20 protein-coding genes are annotated in these 21,956 nt (G+C 74.0%); 16 read left to right on the top strand and 4 right to left on the bottom strand.

Annotated features, from left to right (window positions below; genetic code table 11):
- The 3 genes from ACWD4U_RS33835 to pntB all read left to right on the top strand — a co-directional run.
- Window positions 1-111 (top strand): 2-oxo acid dehydrogenase subunit E2 (locus tag ACWD4U_RS33835; protein WP_363458710.1); only part of this gene is annotated, 111 nt, incomplete at its 5' end.
- A gap of 338 nt (window positions 112-449) precedes the next feature.
- Window positions 450-2,006, top strand: coding sequence for a Re/Si-specific NAD(P)(+) transhydrogenase subunit alpha (locus tag ACWD4U_RS33830; RefSeq protein ID WP_363461571.1), 1,557 nt, complete (start codon window positions 450-452; stop codon window positions 2,004-2,006).
- Between the two features lie 6 nt (window positions 2,007-2,012).
- Window positions 2,013-3,473, top strand: a complete 1,461-nt coding sequence (gene pntB / locus ACWD4U_RS33825; RefSeq protein WP_363461573.1) for a Re/Si-specific NAD(P)(+) transhydrogenase subunit beta — start codon at window positions 2,013-2,015, stop codon at window positions 3,471-3,473.
- Between the two features lie 40 nt (window positions 3,474-3,513).
- On the opposite strand, the gene ACWD4U_RS33820 is transcribed toward pntB, so the two are convergent.
- Window positions 3,514-4,908 (bottom strand): amidase, encoded by a 1,395-nt coding sequence (locus ACWD4U_RS33820; protein ID WP_363461575.1) that lies wholly within the window; start codon window positions 4,906-4,908, stop codon window positions 3,514-3,516.
- A gap of 148 nt (window positions 4,909-5,056) precedes the next feature.
- Here ACWD4U_RS33820 and ACWD4U_RS33815 point away from each other — a divergent pair, with 148 nt between their 5' ends.
- The 8 genes from ACWD4U_RS33815 (at window position 5,057) to ACWD4U_RS33780 (ending at window position 12,431) form a co-directional block, all read left to right on the top strand.
- The gene (locus tag ACWD4U_RS33815; RefSeq protein WP_363461577.1) at window positions 5,057-6,670 is read left to right on the top strand and encodes an MFS transporter; all 1,614 of its coding nucleotides are present in this window, start codon (window positions 5,057-5,059) and stop codon (window positions 6,668-6,670) included.
- Between the two features lie 166 nt (window positions 6,671-6,836).
- On the top strand, window positions 6,837-7,094 hold the full coding sequence (locus tag ACWD4U_RS33810; protein ID WP_363461605.1) for a hypothetical protein: 258 nt from the start codon (window positions 6,837-6,839) through the stop codon (window positions 7,092-7,094).
- Complete coding sequence (locus tag ACWD4U_RS33805; RefSeq protein ID WP_449787399.1) at window positions 6,995-7,651, top strand: glycoside hydrolase family 6 protein; 657 nt, start codon at window positions 6,995-6,997, stop codon at window positions 7,649-7,651. The genes ACWD4U_RS33810 and ACWD4U_RS33805 overlap by 100 nt, the downstream gene beginning before the upstream one ends.
- 315 nt (window positions 7,652-7,966) lie before the next feature.
- On the top strand, window positions 7,967-9,520 hold the full coding sequence (locus ACWD4U_RS33800; protein WP_363461579.1) for an ATP-binding protein: 1,554 nt from the start codon (window positions 7,967-7,969) through the stop codon (window positions 9,518-9,520).
- Window positions 9,517-9,924: a roadblock/LC7 domain-containing protein gene (locus ACWD4U_RS33795; protein ID WP_363461581.1), complete on the top strand. Its 408-nt coding sequence runs from the start codon at window positions 9,517-9,519 to the stop codon at window positions 9,922-9,924. Before ACWD4U_RS33800 ends, ACWD4U_RS33795 begins: the two co-directional genes overlap by 4 nt.
- Before the next feature lie 70 nt (window positions 9,925-9,994).
- On the top strand, window positions 9,995-10,351 hold the full coding sequence (locus ACWD4U_RS33790) for a DUF742 domain-containing protein (protein WP_363461583.1): 357 nt from the start codon (window positions 9,995-9,997) through the stop codon (window positions 10,349-10,351).
- Entirely contained in the window at window positions 10,332-10,946 is a 615-nt protein-coding gene (locus ACWD4U_RS33785; RefSeq protein ID WP_363461585.1) for a GTP-binding protein, read from the top strand. The genes ACWD4U_RS33790 and ACWD4U_RS33785 overlap by 20 nt, the downstream gene beginning before the upstream one ends.
- 48 nt (window positions 10,947-10,994) lie before the next feature.
- The gene (locus tag ACWD4U_RS33780; protein WP_363461587.1) at window positions 10,995-12,431 is read left to right on the top strand and encodes a cytochrome P450; all 1,437 of its coding nucleotides are present in this window, start codon (window positions 10,995-10,997) and stop codon (window positions 12,429-12,431) included.
- A 7-nt stretch (window positions 12,432-12,438) separates the two neighbouring features.
- Here ACWD4U_RS33780 and ACWD4U_RS33775 read toward each other — a convergent pair whose 3' ends face one another.
- From ACWD4U_RS33775 to ACWD4U_RS33765, 3 genes are all read right to left on the bottom strand, one after another.
- A complete protein-coding gene (locus tag ACWD4U_RS33775; protein WP_363461589.1) occupies window positions 12,439-13,668 on the bottom strand; it encodes an MFS transporter in 1,230 nt (409 codons plus the stop codon).
- A 40-nt stretch (window positions 13,669-13,708) separates the two neighbouring features.
- On the bottom strand, window positions 13,709-15,139 hold the full coding sequence (locus ACWD4U_RS33770; RefSeq protein WP_363461591.1) for an MFS transporter: 1,431 nt from the start codon (window positions 15,137-15,139) through the stop codon (window positions 13,709-13,711).
- A 404-nt stretch (window positions 15,140-15,543) separates the two neighbouring features.
- Window positions 15,544-15,909 (bottom strand): nuclear transport factor 2 family protein, encoded by a 366-nt coding sequence (locus tag ACWD4U_RS33765; protein ID WP_363461593.1) that lies wholly within the window; start codon window positions 15,907-15,909, stop codon window positions 15,544-15,546.
- A gap of 134 nt (window positions 15,910-16,043) precedes the next feature.
- Here ACWD4U_RS33765 and ACWD4U_RS33760 point away from each other — a divergent pair, with 134 nt between their 5' ends.
- The 5 genes from ACWD4U_RS33760 to ACWD4U_RS33740 form a co-directional block, all read left to right on the top strand.
- Entirely contained in the window at window positions 16,044-19,007 is a 2,964-nt protein-coding gene (locus tag ACWD4U_RS33760) for a helix-turn-helix transcriptional regulator (protein WP_363461595.1), read from the top strand.
- Between the two features lie 39 nt (window positions 19,008-19,046).
- Window positions 19,047-19,676: a hypothetical protein gene (locus tag ACWD4U_RS33755; RefSeq protein ID WP_363461597.1), complete on the top strand. Its 630-nt coding sequence runs from the start codon at window positions 19,047-19,049 to the stop codon at window positions 19,674-19,676.
- A 123-nt stretch (window positions 19,677-19,799) separates the two neighbouring features.
- Window positions 19,800-20,564, top strand: a complete 765-nt coding sequence (locus tag ACWD4U_RS33750) for an IclR family transcriptional regulator (protein ID WP_363461599.1) — start codon at window positions 19,800-19,802, stop codon at window positions 20,562-20,564.
- Between the two features lie 318 nt (window positions 20,565-20,882).
- On the top strand, window positions 20,883-21,602 hold the full coding sequence (locus ACWD4U_RS33745) for an MIP/aquaporin family protein (RefSeq protein WP_363461601.1): 720 nt from the start codon (window positions 20,883-20,885) through the stop codon (window positions 21,600-21,602).
- An 83-nt stretch (window positions 21,603-21,685) separates the two neighbouring features.
- Window positions 21,686-21,956: FGGY family carbohydrate kinase (locus ACWD4U_RS33740; RefSeq protein WP_449787398.1), on the top strand; the 271-nt coding region annotated here is incomplete at its 3' end.

The raw sequence follows: 21,956 nt of genomic DNA, 5'->3' as shown, positions 1-21,956 counted from the left end.
CTGGCGCTCTCCTTCGACCACCGCCTGGTCGACGGCGAACTCGGCTCCAAGGTCCTCGCGGACACCGCGGCGATCCTGGAGTACCCGAAGCGCCTCATCACCTGGGGCTAAAGGGAAAGTTGCACGATCCAGGGGCCCGGGGAACGGCGGGGGTGCCTGGCGGAGGGGTCTCGAGCGCGCTGACGGTCTGGAGGCTCCGGGAAACCGGAAGCACCCAGACGCACCGCGCCCGACAACCCCACCGCCACTCGCCTCGCAGTTCCCCGAGCCCCTGCTGCGCAGGGCCCCGAGCCCCTGCGGGCACTCGCTTCAGCCATGTGGTGACACATTTCACGGCTTCATTCGCTCTCACGAAGGCTCTTGGGAGTCTAGGTTCCTGCGACCAAGGGGAGTAGTTCCCCTCGACCGCTGCGCCCGGCACCACCTCCTTCGACGAGAGAGAACGAGAGATGTCTGGATACGACTCCTCGCCGCGCCCGCCCCAACGGGTCGGTGTGGTCGCCGAGTCCGCGCCCGGGGAGACCCGGGTGGCGGCGACACCGTCGACGGTTCGGGGGCTGCTGGCGTTGGGCTACGAGGTCGTCGTCGAGTCGGGCGCGGGTTCGTCGTCCGGGTTCGGCGACGAGGCGTACGCGGAGGCCGGGGCCAGTCTCGGGGACGCCTGGGCGGCCGAGGTGGTGCTGAAGGTGAATGCGCCGTCGGACGCCGAGGTGGCCCGGCTGCGCGACGGTGCGACGCTGGTGGGCCTGCTGACGCCGGCTCAGCGGCCGGAGCTGCTGGAGGCGCTGTCCGCGCGTCCGGTGACGGCGCTGTCGCTGGACGCGGTGCCGCGGATCTCCCGCGCGCAGTCGATGGACGTGCTCAGCTCGATGGCGAACATCGCGGGGTACCGGGCCGTCATCGAGGCGGCGCACGTGTTCGGCCGGTTCTTCACCGGCCAGGTGACCGCGGCGGGCAAGGTCCCGCCGGCGAAGGTGCTGGTGGCGGGTGCGGGCGTGGCGGGGCTGGCCGCGATCGGTGCGGCCTCCAGCCTCGGCGCGATCGTCCGGGCCACCGACCCGCGTCCCGAGGTGGCGGACCAGGTGCGGTCGTTGGGCGGCGAGTACCTGCCGGTGGAGGTCGCCCAGGAGGCGAGCACCGACGGGTACGCCAAGGCGACCTCCGCGGACTACGACCGGGCCGCGGCGGAGCTGTACCACGCGCAGGCCGCGGACGTGGACATCGTGATCACCACCGCGCTGATCCCGGGCCGCCCGGCGCCGAAGCTGCTGACCGCCGAGGACGTGGCGGCGATGAAGCCGGGCAGCGTGATCGTCGACATGGCGGCCGCGCAGGGCGGCAACGTCGCGGGCACCGTGGCGGGCCGCACCGTGGTGACCTCCAACGGGGTGACCCTGATCGGCTACACCGACCTGGCGTCGCGGCTGCCGGCGCAGGCCTCGCAGCTGTTCGGCACCAACCTGGTCAACCTGCTGAAGCTGCTGACGCCCGGCAAGGACGGGCAGTTGGTCATCGACTTCGAGGACGTGGTGCAGCGGGCGGTGACGGTGGTCCGGGACGGCGAGACCACCTGGCCGCCCCCGCCGGTCGCGGTCTCGGCCGCACCCGCCGCCGCCGCGGCCGCCCGGCCGGCCCCCGCCGAGCCGAAGCCCTCGCGGGTGACGCCGGGTGTCCGGTTCGGCCTGATCGGTCTCGGGATGCTGGCGATGTTCCTGCTGGTCGCCTTCGCCCCGACCCAACTGGCGGAGAACTTCACGGTGTTCGCGCTCGCCGTGGTGATCGGCTACTACGTCATCGGCAAGGTCCACCACGCGCTGCACACGCCGCTGATGTCGGTGACGAACGCGATCTCCGGGATCGTGGTGATCGGCGCCCTGCTGCAGATCGGGCACGAGAGCGTGCTGGTCACGGTGCTGTCCTTCGTGGCGATCCTGCTGACCAGCGTGAACATCTTCGGCGGTTTCGCCGTCACCCGCCGCATGCTGAGCATGTTCTCGAAAGGCTGAGCCCCGATGACTTCCCTCACCGCCGCGCACGCCGCGGACCTGGTCGCCGCCCTGTTGTTCATCCTCAGCCTGGCCGGCCTCTCCCAGCACCGCACCTCCCGGGCCGGCGTCGTCTACGGCATCGCCGGCATGGCCCTGGCCCTGGTCGCCACCGTCGTGGTGGCCGCCCAGGACATCAGCGCGGGAGCGGTCGCGCTGATCCTGCTCGCCATGGCGCTCGGCGCCGCGATCGGCCTGTGGCGGGCCCGGCAGGTCGAGATGACCCAGATGCCGGAACTGATCGCCGTCCTGCACAGCTTCGTCGGCCTGGCCGCGGTGCTGGTCGGCTGGAACAGCTACCTCGAGGTCGAGCGGCACGGCGACGCGCAGACCGCGGTCGGCGCAGACCTGCTGAGCATCCATCACGCCGAGGTGTTCATCGGCATCTTCATCGGCGCGGTCACCTTCACCGGGTCCATCGTCGCCTTCCTGAAGCTCTCCGCCCGGATCAACTCCCGCCCGCTGGTGCTCCCCGGCAAGAACGCGCTCAACCTGGGCGCGCTCGGCGCCTTCGTGGCGCTGACCGTCTGGTTCACCGTCAGCCCGAACCTGGGCCTGATGATCGCCGTGACGGTGCTCGCGCTGCTGCTGGGCTGGCACCTGGTCGCCTCGATCGGCGGCGGCGACATGCCGGTCGTGGTCTCCATGCTGAACAGCTACTCGGGCTGGGCGGCGGCCGCCGCGGGCTTCCTGCTCGACAACAACCTGCTGATCGTCACCGGCGCGCTGGTCGGCTCCTCCGGTGCGTACCTGTCGTACATCATGTGCAAGGCGATGAACCGCTCCTTCCTGTCCGTGATCGCGGGCGGCTTCGGCATCGAGGCGCCGTCCGGCGGCGACGCGGAGGAGGGCGAGCACCGCGAGGTCCGCGCCCAGGAGGCGGCCGAGCTGCTCGCCGCCGCCAAGTCGGTGATCATCACCCCGGGCTACGGCATGGCGGTCGCCCAGGCCCAGCACCCGGTGGCGGAGCTGACCCGCCGACTGCGCGACCGTGGCGTCGAGGTCCGCTTCGGCGTCCACCCGGTGGCGGGCCGGCTGCCCGGCCACATGAACGTGCTGCTGGCCGAGGCGAAGGTGCCGTACGACATCGTCCTGGAGATGGACGAGATCAACGAGGACTTCGCCGACACCTCGGTGGTGCTGGTGATCGGCGCCAACGACACCGTCAACCCGGCGGCCCTGGACGACCCGTCCAGCCCGATCGCGGGCATGCCGGTGCTGCGGGTCTGGGAGGCCGAGCAGGTCGTCGTCTTCAAGCGCTCGATGGCCTCCGGCTACGCGGGCGTGCAGAACCCGCTGTTCTTCCGCGAGAACAGCTCCATGCTCTTCGGCGACGCCAAGCAGAGCGTGGACGACATCCTGGCCGCCCTCGACGCGGACGGCCGCGGCGCCGCGGCGGCCGACCGCCACGCGGCGGCCGGCCGGTAGGGCTTGTCTGACAACTCCCGCCGTGGCGGCGGGTCCGGGTTCAGTCCTGGATCCGGCGCCACGGCCGTTCGGCCTCCAGGGCGTACGCCAGCTCCAGCAGCACCCGTTCGCCGCCGTGCGGCGCGGACAGGTGGACGCCGATCGGCAGGCCCTCCGGGGTGCTGCCGGTCGGCAGTGCGATGCCCGGGCCGCCGGAGACGTTGTTGACCGGGGTGAAGGCCACGTACCGGTGCAGCCGGGCGATCAGCTCCTCGAACGGCACGGTCGGGCTGAGGTGGCCGAGCGGCGGGGTGGTGTGCGCGAGCACCGGGGAGAGCACCGCGTCGTGCGTGTGGAACAGCCCGGCGTAGCTCCGCTCGACCTCGCGCAGGCGGCGCAGCGCCCCCGGCAGGGCGGTGAACTCGCGCTGGAAGGTGCGCCGCAGGCCGGTGGTGAGGCCGTCCAGGCCGCGGGCCCGGAAGCTCGGGTCGAGCAGCAGGCGACCGCTGGTGGCGATCAGGAAGGCCAGGAAGCCCCAGTACAGCGTGAAGTCCTGCTGGAACTGCGCGCCGAACGGCAGGGCGAGCGGCTCGACCCGGTGCCCCATGTCCTCCAGCCGGGCGGCGGTCTCCTCGACGGCGCGCCGGGTCTGCTCGTCGGCCGGTGCGACCGGCGAGTCCAGCACCAGGCCGATCCGCAGCGGCCGCGCGCCCGGCCCCTCGACCAGGCCGATCGGCGGCAGCACCGCGCTGCGGCGGCGGCGCTCGGCGGCGGCCAGGAAGACGGCGGTGTCGCGCACCGAGCGGGTGACCACGCCGTCGGTGACCAGGTCGATGGGCAGCCGCCGGCCCTGGTCGTTGGGCGCCAGCCGGCCGCGGGTGGGCTTGAGGCCGACCAGTCCGCAGGCGGCGGCCGGGATCCGGATCGAGCCGCCGCCGTCGTTGGCGTGCGCGATCGGCACCACGCCGGCCGCGACCAGCGCGGCCGAGCCGCCCGAGGAGGCGCCCGCCGAGTGGCTGGTCAGCCAGGGGTTGCGGACCGGTTCGGCGGCCGCGTACTCGGTGGAGGCGTTCAGGCCGAACTCCGGCAGCCGGGTCTTGCCCTGCACCGCCAGGCCGGTGCCGAGCAGTTGCTCGGCGAACAGCGCGCTGCGCCGCGCGGGGCGGGCCCGGAACGCCGCGCTGCCGTGCCCGGTCGGCATGCCGGCCAGGTCGACGTTGTCCTTCAGGTAGGTCGGCACCCCGTACAGCGGTGCGCCGCGGTGCGGTGCGGCGGCCCGCGGCGGCTCGGCGGGGACGAACGCCAGCGGCGCCAGCGCGCCCTCGACCCGCCGGGCCCGCTCGGCGGCCGCCGCCGCCAGCTCGCCGGGGCTGACCGCGCCGGTGCGCACCAGCTCCGCCAGCCCGACCGCGTCGTGTTCCCCCAGCGCGTCGTCCCCGAACGCGTGCACTCGCATGCCCACCGCGCGAACTCCCATCCCTACCGGCCGGTAATCCCGTGCGGAGTCTAGACAACCCGGTCGCCGCGCGCTGCCCGGATCGCCGACGACGTGTCATCGGCGGTTCCCGCGGCGGCGCGGGTTAGCGTGTGGGCCGGGAGGCGTGATGAACCGTTGGAAGACTCTGATCGTCCTGGGGATCGCCCAGTTCCTGATGGTGCTCGACGCCTCCGTGATGAACGTGTCGATCAGTCAGCTGGTCGCGGACTTCGACACCGAGGTCACCACGATCCAGGCCGTCATCACCCTCTACACGCTGGTGATGGCGGCCTTCATGCTGACCGGCGGCAAGATCGGCGACATCTACGGCCGACGGCGGGTCTTCGTGGTCGGCATGGTGGTCTACGGGGTCGGCTCCGGGCTGACCGCGGTGGCGCCGACGGTCGGCGTGCTGGCGCTCGGCTGGTCGGTGATCGAGGGGCTCGGCGCGGCGCTGGTGCTGCCCGCGCTGGCCGCCCTGGTGGCCGGCTCCTACACCGGGCGCGAGCGTGCGGTGGCGTACGCCGTCATCGGCGGACTGGCGGGCGCCGGGATCGCGGTCGGGCCGCTGCTGGGCGGCTGGGTCACCACCTACCTGACCTGGCGGCTGGTCTTCGCCGGCGAGGTGGTCCTGGTGGTGGTGATCCTGCTGCTGATGCGCTGGGTGCCGGCCCAGCCGGAGCCCGACCGCCGGCCGCACCTCGACGTGTGGGGCGTGGTGCTCTCCGCCGCGGGCCTGGCGCTGATGGTGCTGGCCGTGCTGCAGAGCGGCACCTGGGGCTGGGTCGAGCCGCGCAACCCGCCGTTCACCGTCATCGGCTTCGCGCCGACGCTGTTCGTCGTCGCGCTCGGCGGAGCGCTCGTGTACGCGTTCTGCCGGCTCGAACGGCACCGGGAGCGGCGCGGCCTCGACCCGCTGGTCGCGCTCGACCTGTTCGACAACCGGCCGCTGCGCGCCGGGCTGATCACGCTGTTCAACCAGAACACCGTGCTGCTCGGCCTGTTCTTCGTGATCCCGCTCTACCTCCAGGTGGTGCAGGGGCTGGACGCCTTCGAGACGGGTCTGCGGCTGCTGCCGGTGTCGGTGACCATGCTGGCCGCCTCGATGTGCGGCTCGCTGCTGCTGCGCCTGGCCTCGCCGCGGACGATCGTCCGGATCGGGCTGCTGGTGCTGCTCGCCGCGACGCTGTGGCTGATCGTCGCGATCGGCCCGCAGCTGAAGGGCGCCTCGTTCGCCGGGGCGATGGCGCTGCTCGGCGTCGGGCTGGGCATGCTCGCCTCGCAGCTCGGCAACACGGTGCAGTCCAGCGTGCAGGCCGGGGAGCGCAGTGAGGCGGGCGGCCTGCAGTACACCGCGCAGAACCTCGGCTCCTCGCTGGGCACGGCGCTGATCGGCGCGATCCTGATCGGCGCCCTGGCCACGTCCGTCACCAGCGAGATCGAGAGCGACCCGCGGATCTCCGCGGCCGTCGCCGACCAGGCCGCGACCCAGGTGGAGGCGGGCGTGTCCTTCGTACCGGCCGCGGAGGTGGCGGCCGCGCTGGCCGCGCAGCCGAGCGTGCCGCCCGCGGAGGCCGCCGTGCTGGTGGAGAACTACCAGGAGGCGCAGATCCAGGGCCTGAAGGCGGCGGTGCTGGCCTGCACGGGGATCACGGCGGGCGCGCTGCTGTTCACCCGCCGCCTGCCGTCCGCCCGCGTCGGCCGGGAGCCGGACGCGGCGGCGAGCGGCGACGACGGGTAACTTTCACGGCGCCGCGGGCCCGCGCCGCCGCCCACCTGGGCGGTCGCCGGGACGGTTCGCGCCTGGCCGGGGCCCGTCTTGACGCTCCGTCGGCGCGCTGGCTGCATGGTCGGCGCCTGTCGAACGACCGTCGAACCAGCCCCGCGACCTCGGGAGATCCCCCGCCATGCGCCCACCCCGGCCGACCCGTGGCCTGCTCTCGCTCGCCGTCCTGCTCTCCGGCGCCGACTCCGCGCAGTGGATCGACGCGCTGGCGACCGGCCCCGGAACCCGGAGGACCGTGGTGGTCCTGGAGCCGGACGTGCTGGCCCTGTCCCCCGCGTACTGCGGCGGCACCACCGCCCAGCAGCGGGACCGGCTGGCGCAGATCGGCGCCGCGGTGGACCGGCTGGAGCGGCAGCCCGGCGCGCTGGCTTCTTCCTGAACGTCTCCAACTACCAGACCGACGCCGACCTGGTCCGCTACGGCAAGCAGGTCTCCGGCTGCGTCTGGTACCTCCAGCACACCCCCGGCGCCGCCGCCGACTCCTGCGCCAACCAGTACTGGCCCGCGGCGGACGCCGACGCCTGGTACGCGAGCCACGTGCCCGCCTCGGCCGCGCTGACCCACTTCGTGATCGACAGCAGCCGCAACGGCAAGGGTCCGTGGACGCCCGCGCCCGGCACCTACTCCGGCGACCCGCAGACCTGGTGCAACCCTCCCCCAGCCCCGAGGGGGGCTGGGAGGTGCCCCCATGGCCGCAGCCTCGGCACCCGGCCCACCGCCGCGACCGGCGAGGCCCTGCTCGACGCCTACCTGTGGATCAAGGTCCCGGGCGAGTCCGACGGCAGCTGCACCCGCGGCACGGCCGGGCCCGCCGACCCCGAGTACGGCACCGTCGACCCCGCCGCCGGCGTCTGGTGGCCCGCCCAGGCCCGCTCCCTCGCCCAGCTGGCCGCCCCCGCCCTCCGCTTCAACACCGGCCTGTTCCCGACCCGCTGACGCCCCCGCACTCCCCCACCCACCGCCCCGGGCCCCCACCCCGGGGCGGTGCCGCGTTCCGGGAACGACAGAGCCTCCGCGCGGGACGGCCTAGCACTCCGCCCGGCCGCCGTGCCGGGGATCGCGCCGGGAGTCGCTCGTACAGGTGAATCCGGGGCGGGATGCCACGGGCTGGGGCCGTGGACGAGAAGCCTGGTGCCGGGAGTTCGGACGTGTTCCGTCAAGTCGGACCAACTCCGGTCCGTGGAAACCTTGCTGACGGCACGTCACGGGACTCCCGCGCGCCGCCCGTCCTGTCCCTTCGAGCGTTCGAGGATGATGATGCTTCGTGTCGGATCGTCACCGGGAAACCGGCTGCGTACCGCCGTTCCGGTCGGCCTGCTGCCCGCGGCGGTGATCGCTGCGGCGGCCGCCGTCGCGGCGGCGGCCCCGCAGGACGCGCGCGCGGCGGTGCTCTGGTGCGGCCTGGCGGGGACGGCGGCGACGCTGCTGGCCGGACTCGCCGCGGTGCGCCGCGGCCGGGCACTGGCGGAGCTGCGCGAGCAGTGGGCGGCGCGGGAGCAGGAGCTGCAGCGGCACCTGGAGCGGCAGCGGGCCGAGATGTACGAGCTGGCGCGCACCACCGTGCCGGAGGCGATCGGCCGGATGCAGCGCGGCGAGTACCACGGCGACGTGCTGCGCACGTACCTGGCGCAGCCGCCGGTGCTGGGGCCGGAGTTCAACAAGGCGCGGATCGCGGTGCTGCGCTCGGTGCTGTTCGCCGTCGACGAGGAGTCGGCGAAGCGCGAGTCCACCCAGCGGGCGGTGGTGAGCATCGCCCGGCGGGTGCAGGCGATCGTGCACCGCCAGGCGGTGGACCTGCGGCGGATGGAGCACCGGCACGGCACCGTCGCGGCGGTGCTCGCCGACATGCTGACGCTGGACCACGAGAACGCGCTGATCGGCCGGCTCGCGGACAGCATCTCGGTGCTCGGCGGCGCGCGGCCCGGCCGCCAGTGGAACCGGCCGGTGGCGCTGTACCGGGTGCTGCGCGGCGGGATGTCGCGGGTCCTCGACTACCGGCGGATCGAGCTGCACCCGGTGTCGGACGTGGCGGTGCAGGGCCCGGCGGTCGAGCCGCTGATCCACGCGCTGGCCGAGCTGCTGGACAACGCCACCCGGTACTCGCCGCCGCAGACGATGGTCCACCTGACCGCCTCCGAGGTGCAGAGCGGCATCGCGATCGAGATCGAGGACGGCGGCCTGAGCCTGGGCGAGGAGGGCCGGGCCAAGGCCGAGCGGATGCTCGCCGAGGCGGCGGCCGGCATGGACCTCGGCGACCTCGGCGAGACGCCGCGCCTGGGCCTGGCGGTGGTGGGCCGGCTCTGCAAGGCGTACGGCTTCCAGGTGGCGCTGCGCTCCTCGGCGTACGGCGGCGTGCGGGCGGTGCTGATCGTCCCCGCCGAGTACCTGACCACCGCGCCGAACGCCGAACGGACCTTCGGCATCGGCGGGATGGCGCCCGGCCCGCTGCCGGAGAAGGACGACCCGAGCATCCCGCCGACCCTGGTGCGGAACTGGAAGCCGAAGTCGGTGCTGGGCGCGACCCGGCGCGCGGCGTCCGGGCCGGTCCGCACCGTCGCGCCGGCCCCCGAGTACCAGGACGACTTTCCGGTGGTGACCGAGCGCACGCCGAGCGGCCTGCCGCAGCGCCGCCGCCACACGCCCGGCGTCCGGCTGGCCGCACCGGTCGGCCCGTCCGCCGAGCAGCCGGCCCAGCCCGGGATGTGGCTGGCCGCGTTCACCGAGGGCGTGACCGGCCAACGGCAGCCCGCCGGGCCGGACGGCGACCACACGAGTGAAGAGCCCGCAGGGAGGGGCGAGAAGTGATTCAGCAACGGACCGACTTGGACTGGCTGCTCCGCGACCTGGTGGAGACCGTCCCGTACGCCCGGCACGCCATCGTCCTGTCCGCCGACGGCCTGCGCCTGGCCCAGCACGGCGCCGACCCGGACACCGCGGACCGGCTGGCCGCCGCCTGCGCCGGCCTGCAGAGCCTGGCGCACGCAGTGGGCCAGGAGTTCCCGTACGCCGACGGGCGGATGCGGATGGTGGTGATCGAGGTCGGCGGCGGGTTCTTCTACCTGATGGCGGCCGGCTCCCGCGCGTACCTGGCACTGCTGGCCGACGACGGCGTGGACCCCGGGCTGGTGGGCGCGCACATGCGGGACCTGGTCGCCCGGGTCGCCGAGCACCTCTCCACGCCTGCGCGCACCGGCGAGCCCCGCGCGTGAGGGCCCAGGCGCGCCCGGCGGCGAAGGCCCGGCCGGGACCCGGCCGCACCGGGCGCCGCAGGGTGCGGACATGACGGCCGATCAGCGCGCGGACGACGACGACCCGGACCGGTTCTACGTGGTCGGCAGCGGCCGCAGCCCGCAGGACTCCCCCACCGGCTTCGACCTGGTCACCCTGGTCGTGGCGCGCACCGAACCGCGGCCGGCCATGCCGCCGGAGCAGGTGGTGATCCTGCGGCTGTGCGGCTCGCCGCTGTCGGTCGCCGAGCTGTCCGCGTACCTGCGGCTGCCGGCCGGCCTGGTCTCCGTGCTGCTGGCCGACCTGCTCGACGACCACCTGATCGAGGTCCGCGCGCCGGTGCCGGTGGCCGCCCTTCCCGACCTTTCCCTGTTGGAGGCAGTGATCAATGGACTTCAGCGGCTCTGAGCCGGCCGGGCCGCAGGAGGCGGACCTGCTCCCGGCCTCGGTCTCCGCGGCCGTCAAGATCGTGGTGGTGGGCGGCTTCGGCGTCGGCAAGACCACGCTGGTCGGCTCGGTCAGCGAGATCCGCCCGCTGACCACCGAGGAGACCATGACCCAGGCCGGGGTCGGCGTCGACGACCCGGCGGGCGTGGAGCTCAAGACCGCGACCACGGTCGCGATGGACTTCGGCCGGATCACCATCAGCGACCAGCTGGTGCTGTACGTCTTCGGCACGCCCGGGCAGGAACGGTTCTGGTTCCTGTGGAACGGCCTGTTCGAGGGGGCGCTCGGCGCGGTCGTGCTGGTGGACACCCGGCGTCTGGAGGGCAGTTTCGACGTCCTCGGCCGACTGGAGGACCGCGGGGTGCCGTTCGTGGTCGCGACCAACACCTTCCCCGATTCCCCGGACCATCCCGTCGAGGAGATCCGGGCCGCGCTCGACCTGCCGCCCGAGGTGCCGATCGTGGCGTGCGACGCCCGGACCCGCGAGTCCAGCCGCGACGTCCTGATGGCCCTGATGCGCTACCTGTACGCCCTGGCCGCACAGCCCGTCGGCTGACGGCCCGTCACCCCCCTTCATCCTCTCCCTCACCTCCCCGGAGCGCCCGTGACCTCCTCACCAGTCCCACCCCCCGGCTGCCCCGCCCACGTCGGCACCGCCGCCACCGCCGTCGCCCCGACCGGCCCGGGCGGGGTGCGGCGCCTGTACGGGCCGGAGGCCGAGGCCGACCCGGCCGGCCTGTACGAGAAGCTGCGCGCCGAGCACGGCGAGGTGGCGCCGGTGCTGCTCCACGGCGACCTGCCCGCCTGGCTGGTGCTCGGCTACGCGGCCAACCTGATCGCCATGCGCACCCCGTCCCGGTTCTCCCGGGACTCCCGCCGCTGGACCGAGTTCCAGGAGGGCCGGGTCGCCCCGGACTCCCCGGTGCTGCCGGTGATCGCCTGGCAGCCGGTCTGCTCGTTCGTCGACGGCGCCGAGCAGCGGCGGCTGCGCACCGCGGTCACCGACGGCCTGAACCGCTTCGACCGGCGCGGCATGCGGCGTCACGTCACCCGCTTCGCCGACCAGTTGATCGCCGAGTTCGCCCCCGCCGGGCAGGCCGAGCTGGTGAGCCGGTTCGCCGAGCACCTGCCGATGCTGGTGATGACGCAGCTGCTCGGGATGCCCGACGAGTACGGGCCGCGGCTGGTCGAGGCGGCCCGCGACCTGGTGAACGGCACCGCGACGGCGGTGGCCAGCAACGAGTACGTGGTGGAGTGCCTGCGCCGCACCATGGAGCGCAAGCGCCGCTCCCCCGGCTCCGACCTGGTGACCTGGCTGATGGAGCCCGCGTCGGGCCTCACCGAGGACGAGGCGCTGCAGCACCTGCGCTCGGTGCTGCTCGCCGCGAACCAGACCACCATCACCCTGATCTCCGACACCCTGAAGATGGTGCTCACCGACGAGGGCTTCCGCGCCCACCTGTCCGGCGGCCAGATGACGCTGCCCGACGCGATCGACCAGGTGCTGTGGGACGCCCCGCCGTTCCAGCTGGTGCCGGGCCGCTGGGCCACCGGCGACACCGAGCTCGGCGGCCGGCAGATCCGGCGCGGCGACATGCTGGTGCTCGGGCTGGCCGCCGCCAACAACGACCCGGCGGTCCGCCCCGACCTGTCGGAGCAGCTCTACGGCAACCGTTCGCACCTGTCCTTCGGCACCGGTCCGCACGAGTGCCCGGGCCAGGACATCGGCCGGGCGATCGCCGACACCGGCATCGACATCCTGCTGACCCGCCTGCCGGACCTCCGGCTCGCCGTCGACGAGGACGAGCTGGTCTGGAAGTCGAACTGGATGTCCCGCCACCTGCAGGCCCTGCCGGTGCGCTTCACGCCGCGCACCCTGGCGCCGCCGCCGCCGTCCGCCCCCGACCTGTCGGAGGCCGACTTCGCGCCGGCCCCCGAAATGCCGTTCGCCGCCCCGCCGTTCGCCGCCGCTTCGGCGGTCGTCCCGGCGCCGCGCCGCGGCAGCTGGTGGCGGGCGCTGCTCGACCGGCTGTGGCCCTGACGGAACGTCACTCCCCGCTGCGGGCCGGCGGCCGGTCGCCGGTGCCGGCCCGGCGCACCAGGTAGACGGCGGACGCGGCGGCGAGCAGGGCCATGCACGCGGCGAAGACCAGGCCCGCGTCGGCCAGCCCGAGGGGTTCGGCGAGCAGGCCCACCCCGATGACGGGGATGGAGATGCCGAAGTAGGCGACCACGAACAGGGCGGACAGCACCCCGCCGCGGCGGTCGGCGGGCGCCGCGGCGGCCACCTCGCCGACCGCCCCGCGCAGGCCCATGCCCTGGCCCGCGCCGCCCACCAGGGCGGCCAGGACCAGGGCGGGCAGCGTGGTGGTGGCGAGCGAGATGCTGAGCAGGCCCAGCCCGATGATCAGCACCGCGCAGCCCAGCGGGATCGCCCGGGCGGTGCCGAGCCGGGGCACCAGCAGTTGGCCGATCGTGGAGGCGAAGAACGCGGCGAAGACGACCAGCCCGACCGTCGCGTGGTTGTGGATGCCCAGGTCCTCGGCGAGGAACGCCGGGCTGACCGAGGTGAAGACGCCGAGCAGCGCGAACCCGGCGAAGGTGGCGATCCCGGCCGGCACGAACACCCCGCGCACCTCCGGCGGCAGCGTCGGCCGCTGCACCCGGGCGGTGCGCAGCGGCCGGGCCCCGGCGACGGTCTCCGGCAGCAGCCACACCACCGCGAACGACGCCGCCAGCATCACCAGGTGCACCACGAACGGCAGTACCAGCGGGTTCGGCGCGTACTCGGCGAGGAAGCCCGACAGCAGCGTCCCGCAGCCCAGGCCGCCCATGTTGGCCGCGGTCGCCGCGAACCCGGCCCGGGCCCGGCGCTCCGGCCGGGCGAGTTCCAGCACGTACGCGGTGGCCGTGCCGGTGAACAGGCCCGCCGACAGTCCGGAGAAGAGCCGCCCCGCGAACAGCAGCGGCAACCCCTGCTCCGCCAGGAAGCAGGCCGCGCTGATCCCCGCCGCCACCAGCCCGCACAGCAGCACCGGCCGCCGCCCCACCGTGTCCGACACGTTCCCGACCAGCAGCAGCACCCCGATCACGCCGAAGGCGTAGACCGCGAACACCACCGTCACCATCAGCTCGGAGAACCCGATCTGTTCCTGGTACAGCCCGTACAGCGGCGTCGGCAGCGTCGTCCCCACCATGCACACGGCGAACGCGGCCGCCGCCCCGAGGTAGGCCGAGCGGCCCGGGGCGGCGGAGCGGTCGGTCAGGCGATCATCCATCTCTCCACGCTATGTCCTGCGCGGCGGTGCTGACGGTCATTCAGCGGGAGCCGCCGCGCCGCGCCCGGGCCGCGGGCAGGAGCTGCACGGTGGCGGCGAGGGCGAGTTCCAGGACGGTCAGGGCGAGGAGGGAGGTGCCGAAGCCGGAGCGGACGGTGGGGGCGCCGTAGAAGAGGATGCCGATCAGGGCGACGCCGAGGGCTCCGCCGACCTGCTGGACGGTGGCCACGGTGCCGGAGGCGGAGCCGACCAGGTGGGTGGGGACGCCGGCGAGGGCGGAACCGGTGAGCGGGGCGATCACCAGGCCCATGCCGAGGCCGTCCAGGATCAGGGCGGGGACCAGCCAGAGGGCGCTGTGGGCGCCGGAGTCGACGGTGATCCGGAGGGCGGCCAGGCCGCCCGCCATCAGGACGGCGCCCAGCGCGACGGCCTGGCGGCCGAGGCGGGCGGCGACCCGGTGGGCGTTCAGCGAGGTGGCGAGGTAGCCGGCGCCGAGCGCGGTGAAGACCGTTCCGGAGCCGAGCGCGTCCAGGCCGCGACCCTGCTGCAGGTAGATCGCGAGGACCAGGAAGAACGACGCCTGGCCGAGCCAGAAGGCGAGTTGGGCGAGCATGCCGGCGCTGAACGCGCGGGTCCGGAACAGGTGCGGGTGGACCAGCGGGGAGCCGCCCCGCCCGGCCAGCCGGACCTGGTGGCGGGCCAGCGCCGTCCACAGCACGGCCGAGCCGCCGAGGCTGACCCAGGTCCAGGCCGGCCAGCCGCTCGCCCGGCCCTGGATCAGCGGGAGCGCCAGCGTCACCAGCGCGGCCGTCACCAGCAGCACGCCCGGCAGGTCCAGGCTCGGACGCTGCGGCGCCCGCGACTCCGGCACCGTCCGCGGCACCAGCACCAGGGTGGCCAGCCCGACCGGGACGTTGATCAGGAAACACGCCCGCCAGTCGGTGCCGAACAGGTCGGCCCGGATCAGCACCCCGCCGATCAACTGGCCGAGCACCGCGCCCAGTCCGAGGGTCAGCGCGTACGAGGCGAACGCCTTCGCCTGCGCCGCGCCGTGGAAGCCGGTCCGCAGCAGGGCGAGCACCTGAGGCCCCATCAGGGCGGCGCCGAGGCCCTGCACCACCCGGGCGGCGATCAGGAACGCCGGTCCGGTGGCCAGTCCGCAGGCCGCGGAGGCGAGGGTGAACACCGCCAGGCCGAGCGAGAACATCCGGCGGCGCCCGAGCAGGTCACCGAGCCGTCCGGCGGTGATCAGCCCGCCGGCCAGCGCGAGGGCGTACCCGGCCATCACCCACTGGATCGCCGACGCCCCGGCGTGCAGGTCGCGTTGGACGGCCGGGATGGCCACGTTGACGATGAAGAAGTCGAGCGCCGACATGAAGGTGGCGGTGAGCACGACCGGCAGCAGTCCGCGCGGGGCGACGGGCTGCTCGGCCACGGCGGGCACGGTGGCCGGCGGGCTGACGGTGGACACGTGAGGACTCCTCGGGTGCGGCGGGGGGGGGACGGGCGGGGCACTTCGGTACGTTCGGCTCGTGCGGGCTCTTCCGGTCTCGCGGGCTCTGCTGATCTCCCAGGCCCTGCGGGCGCACCGGCTCTTCGGCTCTTTCGACCCTTCGGGCCTTCGACCTTGCGAGACTTCGGCTCTTCGGCTCTTTCGGCTCTCCGGCCCGTCGACCCTTCGACCCTTCGGCGCTTTCGGCCCTTTCAGCTCTTCGGGCCTTTCGGCTCTTCGGCCCTTTCAGCTCTTCGGGCCTTTCGGCACTGGGCCTGTCGGCTCGTGTGGGTCGTGCAGGCCGTGCAGGTCTTGCGGGTTGACGGGGCGTCGGCCGGGCGGGGACGTGACGGTGGTAGGAGTCGCCGCCCGGCCGGAAGGATTCAGGCCGTCGCCGGGACCTTGTCGAGGAAGCCGTGCACGGTGGCGATCCGGCCCTCCGGGTCGGCGGCGAGCACGTCGAAGCCGACGATCAGCGGCTCCGCGCCGGCCGGGCCGAGCTCCCAGCTGAAACGGCAGAGGTGGTGGTGCGCGTCGACCGGCCCGGCCAGCCGGAAGACCCAGCCGGGGAACTGGGCCTGGACGGCGGCCAGGGTGGCGTCCAACTCGTCCCGGCCGTTGGCCTCCACCAGCGGGTCGGTGTAGCTGCCGTCCTCCGCCCAGGCGTCGTCGATCAGCTTGCGGCGGGCGGCCGGGTCGGTCTCGTTCCAGGCGGCGAGGTAGCGCTCGGCGAGGTTCTGCAGGTTCATCGGTTCCTCCGGTCTCGGATTCGGCGGTGCGTCCTTGCAGGTCAAGACGGTACGGACGGGCGGCGGACGGGGAATCCGTCACGCTTAGGCAATGACCGGCCGGGCCCGTCGGCCGGTGTAGGTAGGGTCGGGCCATGCGGCTGTACGGGCGGGGGCGGGAGCAGGCGGCGATCGGTCGGCTGCTGGCGGGGGCACGCGAGGGGACCAGCGGGGTGCTGGTGCTCCGGGGCGACCCGGGGATCGGCAAGACCGCGCTGCTGGACGACGCCCTGGCGCGGGCCGACGGCTTCCGGGTGCTGCGGGCCTCCGGGGTGGAGTCCGAGGCGTCGCTCTCCTTCGCCGCGCTGACCCAGCTGCTGGCCGCCGCACTGGACCGGGTAAGTGCTCTACCGGGACCGCAACGCGCTGCGCTGGAACGGGTGTTGGGCCTCGCCGACGGCCCGGCGGGCGGCGGCGACCGGCTGCTGGTCGGCCTGGCGGTGCTCACCCTGCTCGGCGACCTCGCCGAGGAGCGGCCCCTGCTGTGCGTGGTCGACGACCTGCAGTGGGTCGACCACGGCTCGGTGCAGGCCCTCCAGTTGGCGGCCCGCCGGCTCGGCGCCGAACGGGTCGTCCTGCTGCTCGCCACCCGCCCGGACGGACCCGACCTGCCCGGCCTGCCGGAGCTGCGCCTCGATCCGCTGGACCCGGCCGAGGCGGCCGCCCTGCTCACCGCGATCGCCCCCGAACTCCCCTCCCCGGAGCGGGTGTTGGCCGAGGCGCAGGGCAACCCGCTGGCCCTGGTGGAACTCCCGCAGAGCGGACCGGCCGCACCCGGCACGGCCGCGCTGCCGATGGTCGGCCGGCTCCGGGTCGCCTACCACGGCCAGGTCAGCCGCCTGCCCGCCGGCACCCAACGGTGGCTGCTGCTCGCCGCGCTCGAGGAGACCGGCGCGCTCGACGTCCTGCTCCCCGCCGCCGCCGCGTCCTGGGGCCTGACGGCCGTCGAGCTGGCCCCGGCAGAGGCCGGTGGCCTGGTCCATGTCGACCTCTCCGCCGGGCTGCTGACGTTCCGTCATCCGCTGCTGCGCTCCGCCCTGGTGGACCGCGCCCCGCTCGCCGAACGCCTGGCCGCGCACGCCGCACTCGCCGACGCCCTCGGCCCGCAGGCCCCGCTGCGCCGCGCCTGGCACCGGGCGCTCGCCGCCACCGGCCGCGACACCGCCGTGGCGGAGGAACTCGCCGCCGCGGCCTCCTCCTCGGCCTCCCGCGGCGGCCACGCGGGGGCTTCCGCCGCGTACGAGCGTGCCGCGAGGCTCAGTCAGGACCCTTCACGGGAACGGGAGTTGACGGTCGCTGCAGTCGAGGCCGCGCTGGAAGCCGGCGAACTCGGCCGCGCCGAGGAACTCTCCGCCACCGCGATGGCCGGCCCGGCCCCGGACGACCTCACCCGCGCCCACCTGCTCTTCGCCCGCGGCATCGCCGAGTTCTGGCGCGGCGACTACCGCTCCTCCTTCCAACGCCTCACCCAGGCAGCCGACCTGGTCGCCACCACCGCCCCCGGCCCAGCCGCCCGCGTCCTCGTCCAGGCCATCCACGCCGCCTGGTACGACGACGCCACCTCCGTCCACCAAGCCCTCACTGCCCTCCGCACCCTCCCCCTCCCCCCCACCGACCCCGCCACCCCCCTGGTCCACTACCTGACCCGGTCCCTCGCCCACCTCACCCCGAACCCCGCAATCGCCGCAGGCGCAGGAGCAGGAGCGGGAGCAGGCAATAGCGCGAGCGCCGCAGGCACGCCCGCCGAGAGCGCAGACGCCGGCACCCACCAGCCGCCCTCCGGGCCCGCAGCCGCCCACCCGGCCGACACCGCCGGGGGCGCCCAGCCTGCACCCACCCCCGCGGAGCCCGCCCCGCTCCGCCCGGTACCGGCCCGCCCGGCCGAGACCACCGGCCGTGCCCCCGTCCCTTCCCTCCCCTTCAAGCCCGCCGCAGGCGATGTCTCCCTCACCACCGCCGAGCGCGCAGCTCGCGCCGCCGGTGCCGCCGTGCCCGTGGATCTGGTGTTGCCGTGCGGGGTCGGTCTGGTGCCGGGGCATGACGACGAGGTGCTCGATCTGGCGCGGCGGCTGGTCCGGGAGGCGCGGGAGACCGGCGCGTTCGGGACGCTGCCGACGTTGTTGTTCTTCCTCGCGGAGGCGGAACTCTTCGACGGCCGACCGGAGTCCGCGACCGCGCAGGCCGCCGAGGCCTTGCAGCTGGCGCTGGACAGCGACCAGTCGCTGTGGGCGGGCCAGTTGCACGGCTTCCTGGCGTACGCGGCAGCCACCCGCGGCGCCGAGGAGGACTGCCGCGAACACGCCCGCGCAGCGCTCGCGGGCGGCAACTCGGGTGCCCCGTGGTCGCGTTGGGCGCTCGGCGTGCTGGAGCTCGGGGCCGGCCGGGCCGAGGACGCGCTGGCCCAGCTGGACGCCCTGGCGCGCAGCCCGCAGCACTTCCACGTCTCCGCCGTCCGCTCCGTGCCGGACCTGGTCGAGGCGGCGGTCCGGCTGCGTCGCCCGGAGCAGACGGCGGAGCCGCTCGCCCGGTTCGAGCGGTGGGCGGAGCACTCGGGCCGTCCGTGGGCCCGCGCACTGGTCCACCGCTGCCACGCCCTGCTCGCCCCGGACGAACTCGCCGAGGGCCTCTACCGTTCGGCCCTGGACCTGCACGCCGAGCAGCCCCGCCCGTGGGAGCTGGCCCGTACCCGGCTGCTGTACGGCGAGTGGCTGCGTCGCGGCCGCCGCAAGGCCGAGGCTCGCGGCCCGCTGCGCGCAGCCGACCAGGCCTTCCGCCAACTGGGCGCCGAGCCGTGGTCGTTGCGCGCCCGCACCGAGTTGGACGCGACGGGCGCGGCGCCCGCCGCCGACCGGCCCGCCGCTCCGGACACGCTCTCCGGGCTGACCCCGCAGGAGAACCAGATCGTCCGGCTGGCTGCCCGCGGCCTGTCCAACCGCGACATCGCCGCCCAGCTCTTCCTCAGCGCCCGCACGGTCGGCTACCACCTGTACAAGGCGTACCCGAAGCTGGGCGTCACCTCCCGGACCGAGCTCTCCGAGCTTGTGCCGGAAGGGAGTTGACGGCCCGTCGAGCATGCACCGCAGGTTAGGGTGCGAAGCATGGCAGACGAGCTTCCGAACGTCGTGAACCGGGTGTCCGGCGGTACCGCGCAGTCCATCGTCCAGGTCGGCGTCATCCACGGGGACCTGCACGTCGGCCTCGCACCGAGCCGCCCGGACGGCGAGGCCCTGCTGGTGTCGGTGACGGCGCTGGACAGCGAGAGCGAGACCTACACCTTCGAGGGGCGGCACCGGCACCCGGACTCCTCGGTGAGCCTGGTGGTGGAGGCCTACACCGAGCAGGCGGTGATCCTGCACCGGCTGCGCCCGGTGGTGCTGCGGCGCTTCTCGCCGGACGCCCGAAGCGACGCACTGATGATGAGCGTGCGGACCTTCACCGTCGACCTCGACCTGCCGCCGGTCGACTTCAACGTCGACCTGGCCGGAGAGACCCTCGAGCGCTACTCGCTCGAACGGATGATCCGCCGGGCCACCGCCCAGCCGGAGCCCGAGGGCGAGCCCGACTTCCCGTTCGCGGTCACGGCAAGCTCCCCGGAGTACTTCCGGGTCTTCGCCCGCCACAACCGCTGGGACCTGGCCGAGTGGCGCCTGGAACTGGACTGGTCCTGTCTGGGCCGGCACGGCACCGTCCTGATCGACCGCGGCGACGGCAGGCCGTTCGTCTCCTGAGGCCCGCCCCCGAAGATCCGAAAGGATCCGGCAAGATCCGGAAGAGCGGGCCCGGCGGTGTGGCAAAGTGGTGGCATCAGTGTCGCGGTCGACATTGTCGTCCACCATTCTGCGGAGGTACCGATGCCCGGCCCGATCCAGTCGCTGTCCCGGGCGGCGGCGATCCTGCGCCTGCTGGCGGGCGGCGAGCGGCGGCTCGGCCTGTCCGAGGTCGCGGCGTCGCTGGACCTGGCGAAGGGCACGGCGCACGGGATCCTGCGGACGCTGCAGCAGGAGGGGTTCGTCGAGCAGGACCCGGAGAGCGGGAAGTACCAGCTGGGCGCGGAGCTGCTGCGGCTGGGCCAGAGCTACCTGGACGTGCACGAGCTGCGGGCCCGCGCGCTGGTCTGGGCGGACGACCTGGCCAGGGCCGCCGGCGAGACGGTGTACCTGGGCGTGCTGCACCAGCGCGGCGTGCTGATCGTGCACCACGTCTTCCGGCCCGACGACACCCGCCAGGTGCTGGAGGTCGGCTCGATGCAGCCGCTGCACAGCACCGCGATCGGCAAGGTGCTGCTGGCCTACGACCCGGTCGCGCGAGGCGAGTTGGGCGACGGGCCGTTCGAGGCGTACACCACCCGGACGCTGACCGGGGCCGCCGACGTGGACGCCGAGTCCGCGCTGATCCGCGAGCGCGGCTGGGCGGACTCGGTCGAGGAGACCTGGGAGGGCGTGGCCTCGATCGGCGCGCTGATCCAGGACCGGCGGCGCAACCCGGTGGGCGCGGTGTGCATCAGCGGGGCCGTGGAGACGGTCTGCCAGGACGGATTCCCCAAGCCCTCGCTGGTGGCGTCGGTGCGCAGCGCGGCGCGGGCGATCTCCCGCGACCTGGGGGCCGGCCGGTTCTGACCGGAGGAGCACGGCGGAAGGCGCGGACGGGCGGGAAGCCCATCCGCGCCTTCCGCGTTCCCCGGACCCGCTCCCCGGACCCGCTCCCGGGACCCGCGCGAAGCACCGTCGAGGGCAGTTCGCGCGTCGGCTGAGTCACAGCTGCGTAACCCTGCCTTGACGCAGGCAAGCCCGCAGGGAGAAGCTTCCGCATGTCGGTCGACATTGTCGAACGGCGGACGTTCGACTCGGACCCACCCCGCGCTCACCCGCACAGCGATCGAACGTCCCCTGCCCCCACCCCCCGCTCCTCCGGGCCATCAGGACAAGGGAGTCTTCGTGTCCGCGTTCTCCAACGGCGACATCTTCGTCGGCGAAACACTCGGTACCGCCGCGCTGATCCTGCTCGGCGGTGGCGTCTGCGCCGCCGTCACCCTCAAGAAGTCGAAGGCGATCAACGCCGGCTGGCTGGCGATCACCTTCGGCTGGGGCTTCGCGGTGATGATCGCCGCCTACATGTCGGCACCGAAGTCCGGGGCACACCTCAACCCGGCGGTCACCCTGGCCCTCGCCGTGGACAGCGGCGACTGGAGCAAGGTCCCGCTCTACCTCGGCTCCCAGCTGCTCGGCGCGATGATCGGCGCCGTGCTGGTGTGGGCGACCTACCTCGGCCAGTTCCAGGCCAACGAGGAGCCCACCCTCGGCATCTTCTCCACCGGCCCCGAGATCCGGAACCCGGTGCAGAACCTGCTCACCGAGATCATCGGCACCATGGTGCTCTGCCTGGCGATCCTCACCCAGGGTCTGACCAAGGGCCTGGGCCTGTCCGGCACCGGCATCCTGATCGTGGCCTTCACCGTGGTCGGCATCGGCCTCTCGCTCGGCGGCCCCACCGGCTACGCCATCAACCCGGTCCGCGACCTCGGCCCGCGCATCGTCCACTCGCTGCTGCCGATCCCGAACAAGGGCGGCTCGGACTGGTCGTACGCCTGGATCCCGGTGGTCGGCCCGGTCATCGGCGGCCTGCTGGCCGGCGGCCTGTACCACGTCGCGTTCTGATCCACCGCACGGCACCGCTCCCGGTCCGACCCACCATCGGGCCGCGTTCCCCCGAACCCTCCCCCAGAGCCGAGGTCCCCCGCATGACCGCCAACTACATCGCCGCGATCGATCAGGGCACGACGTCCAGCCGGTGCATCATCTTCGGCGCGGACGGCCGGATCGTCTCCGTCGACCAGCAGGAACACGCGCAGATCTTCCCCCAGCCCGGCTGGGTCGAGCACGACGCCGCCGAGATCTGGACCCGCGTCCAGTCCGTCGTCCGCGGCGCCCTCGCCAAGGCCGACCTCACCAAGGACGACATCCGCGCCATCGGCATCACCAACCAGCGCGAGACCACCGTCCTGTGGGACA

This window comes from Kitasatospora sp. NPDC002522 (genome assembly GCF_053595195.1).
Note: the sequence above shows the minus strand (reverse complement) of the source record. Positions and strands in the feature narration are given on the sequence as shown.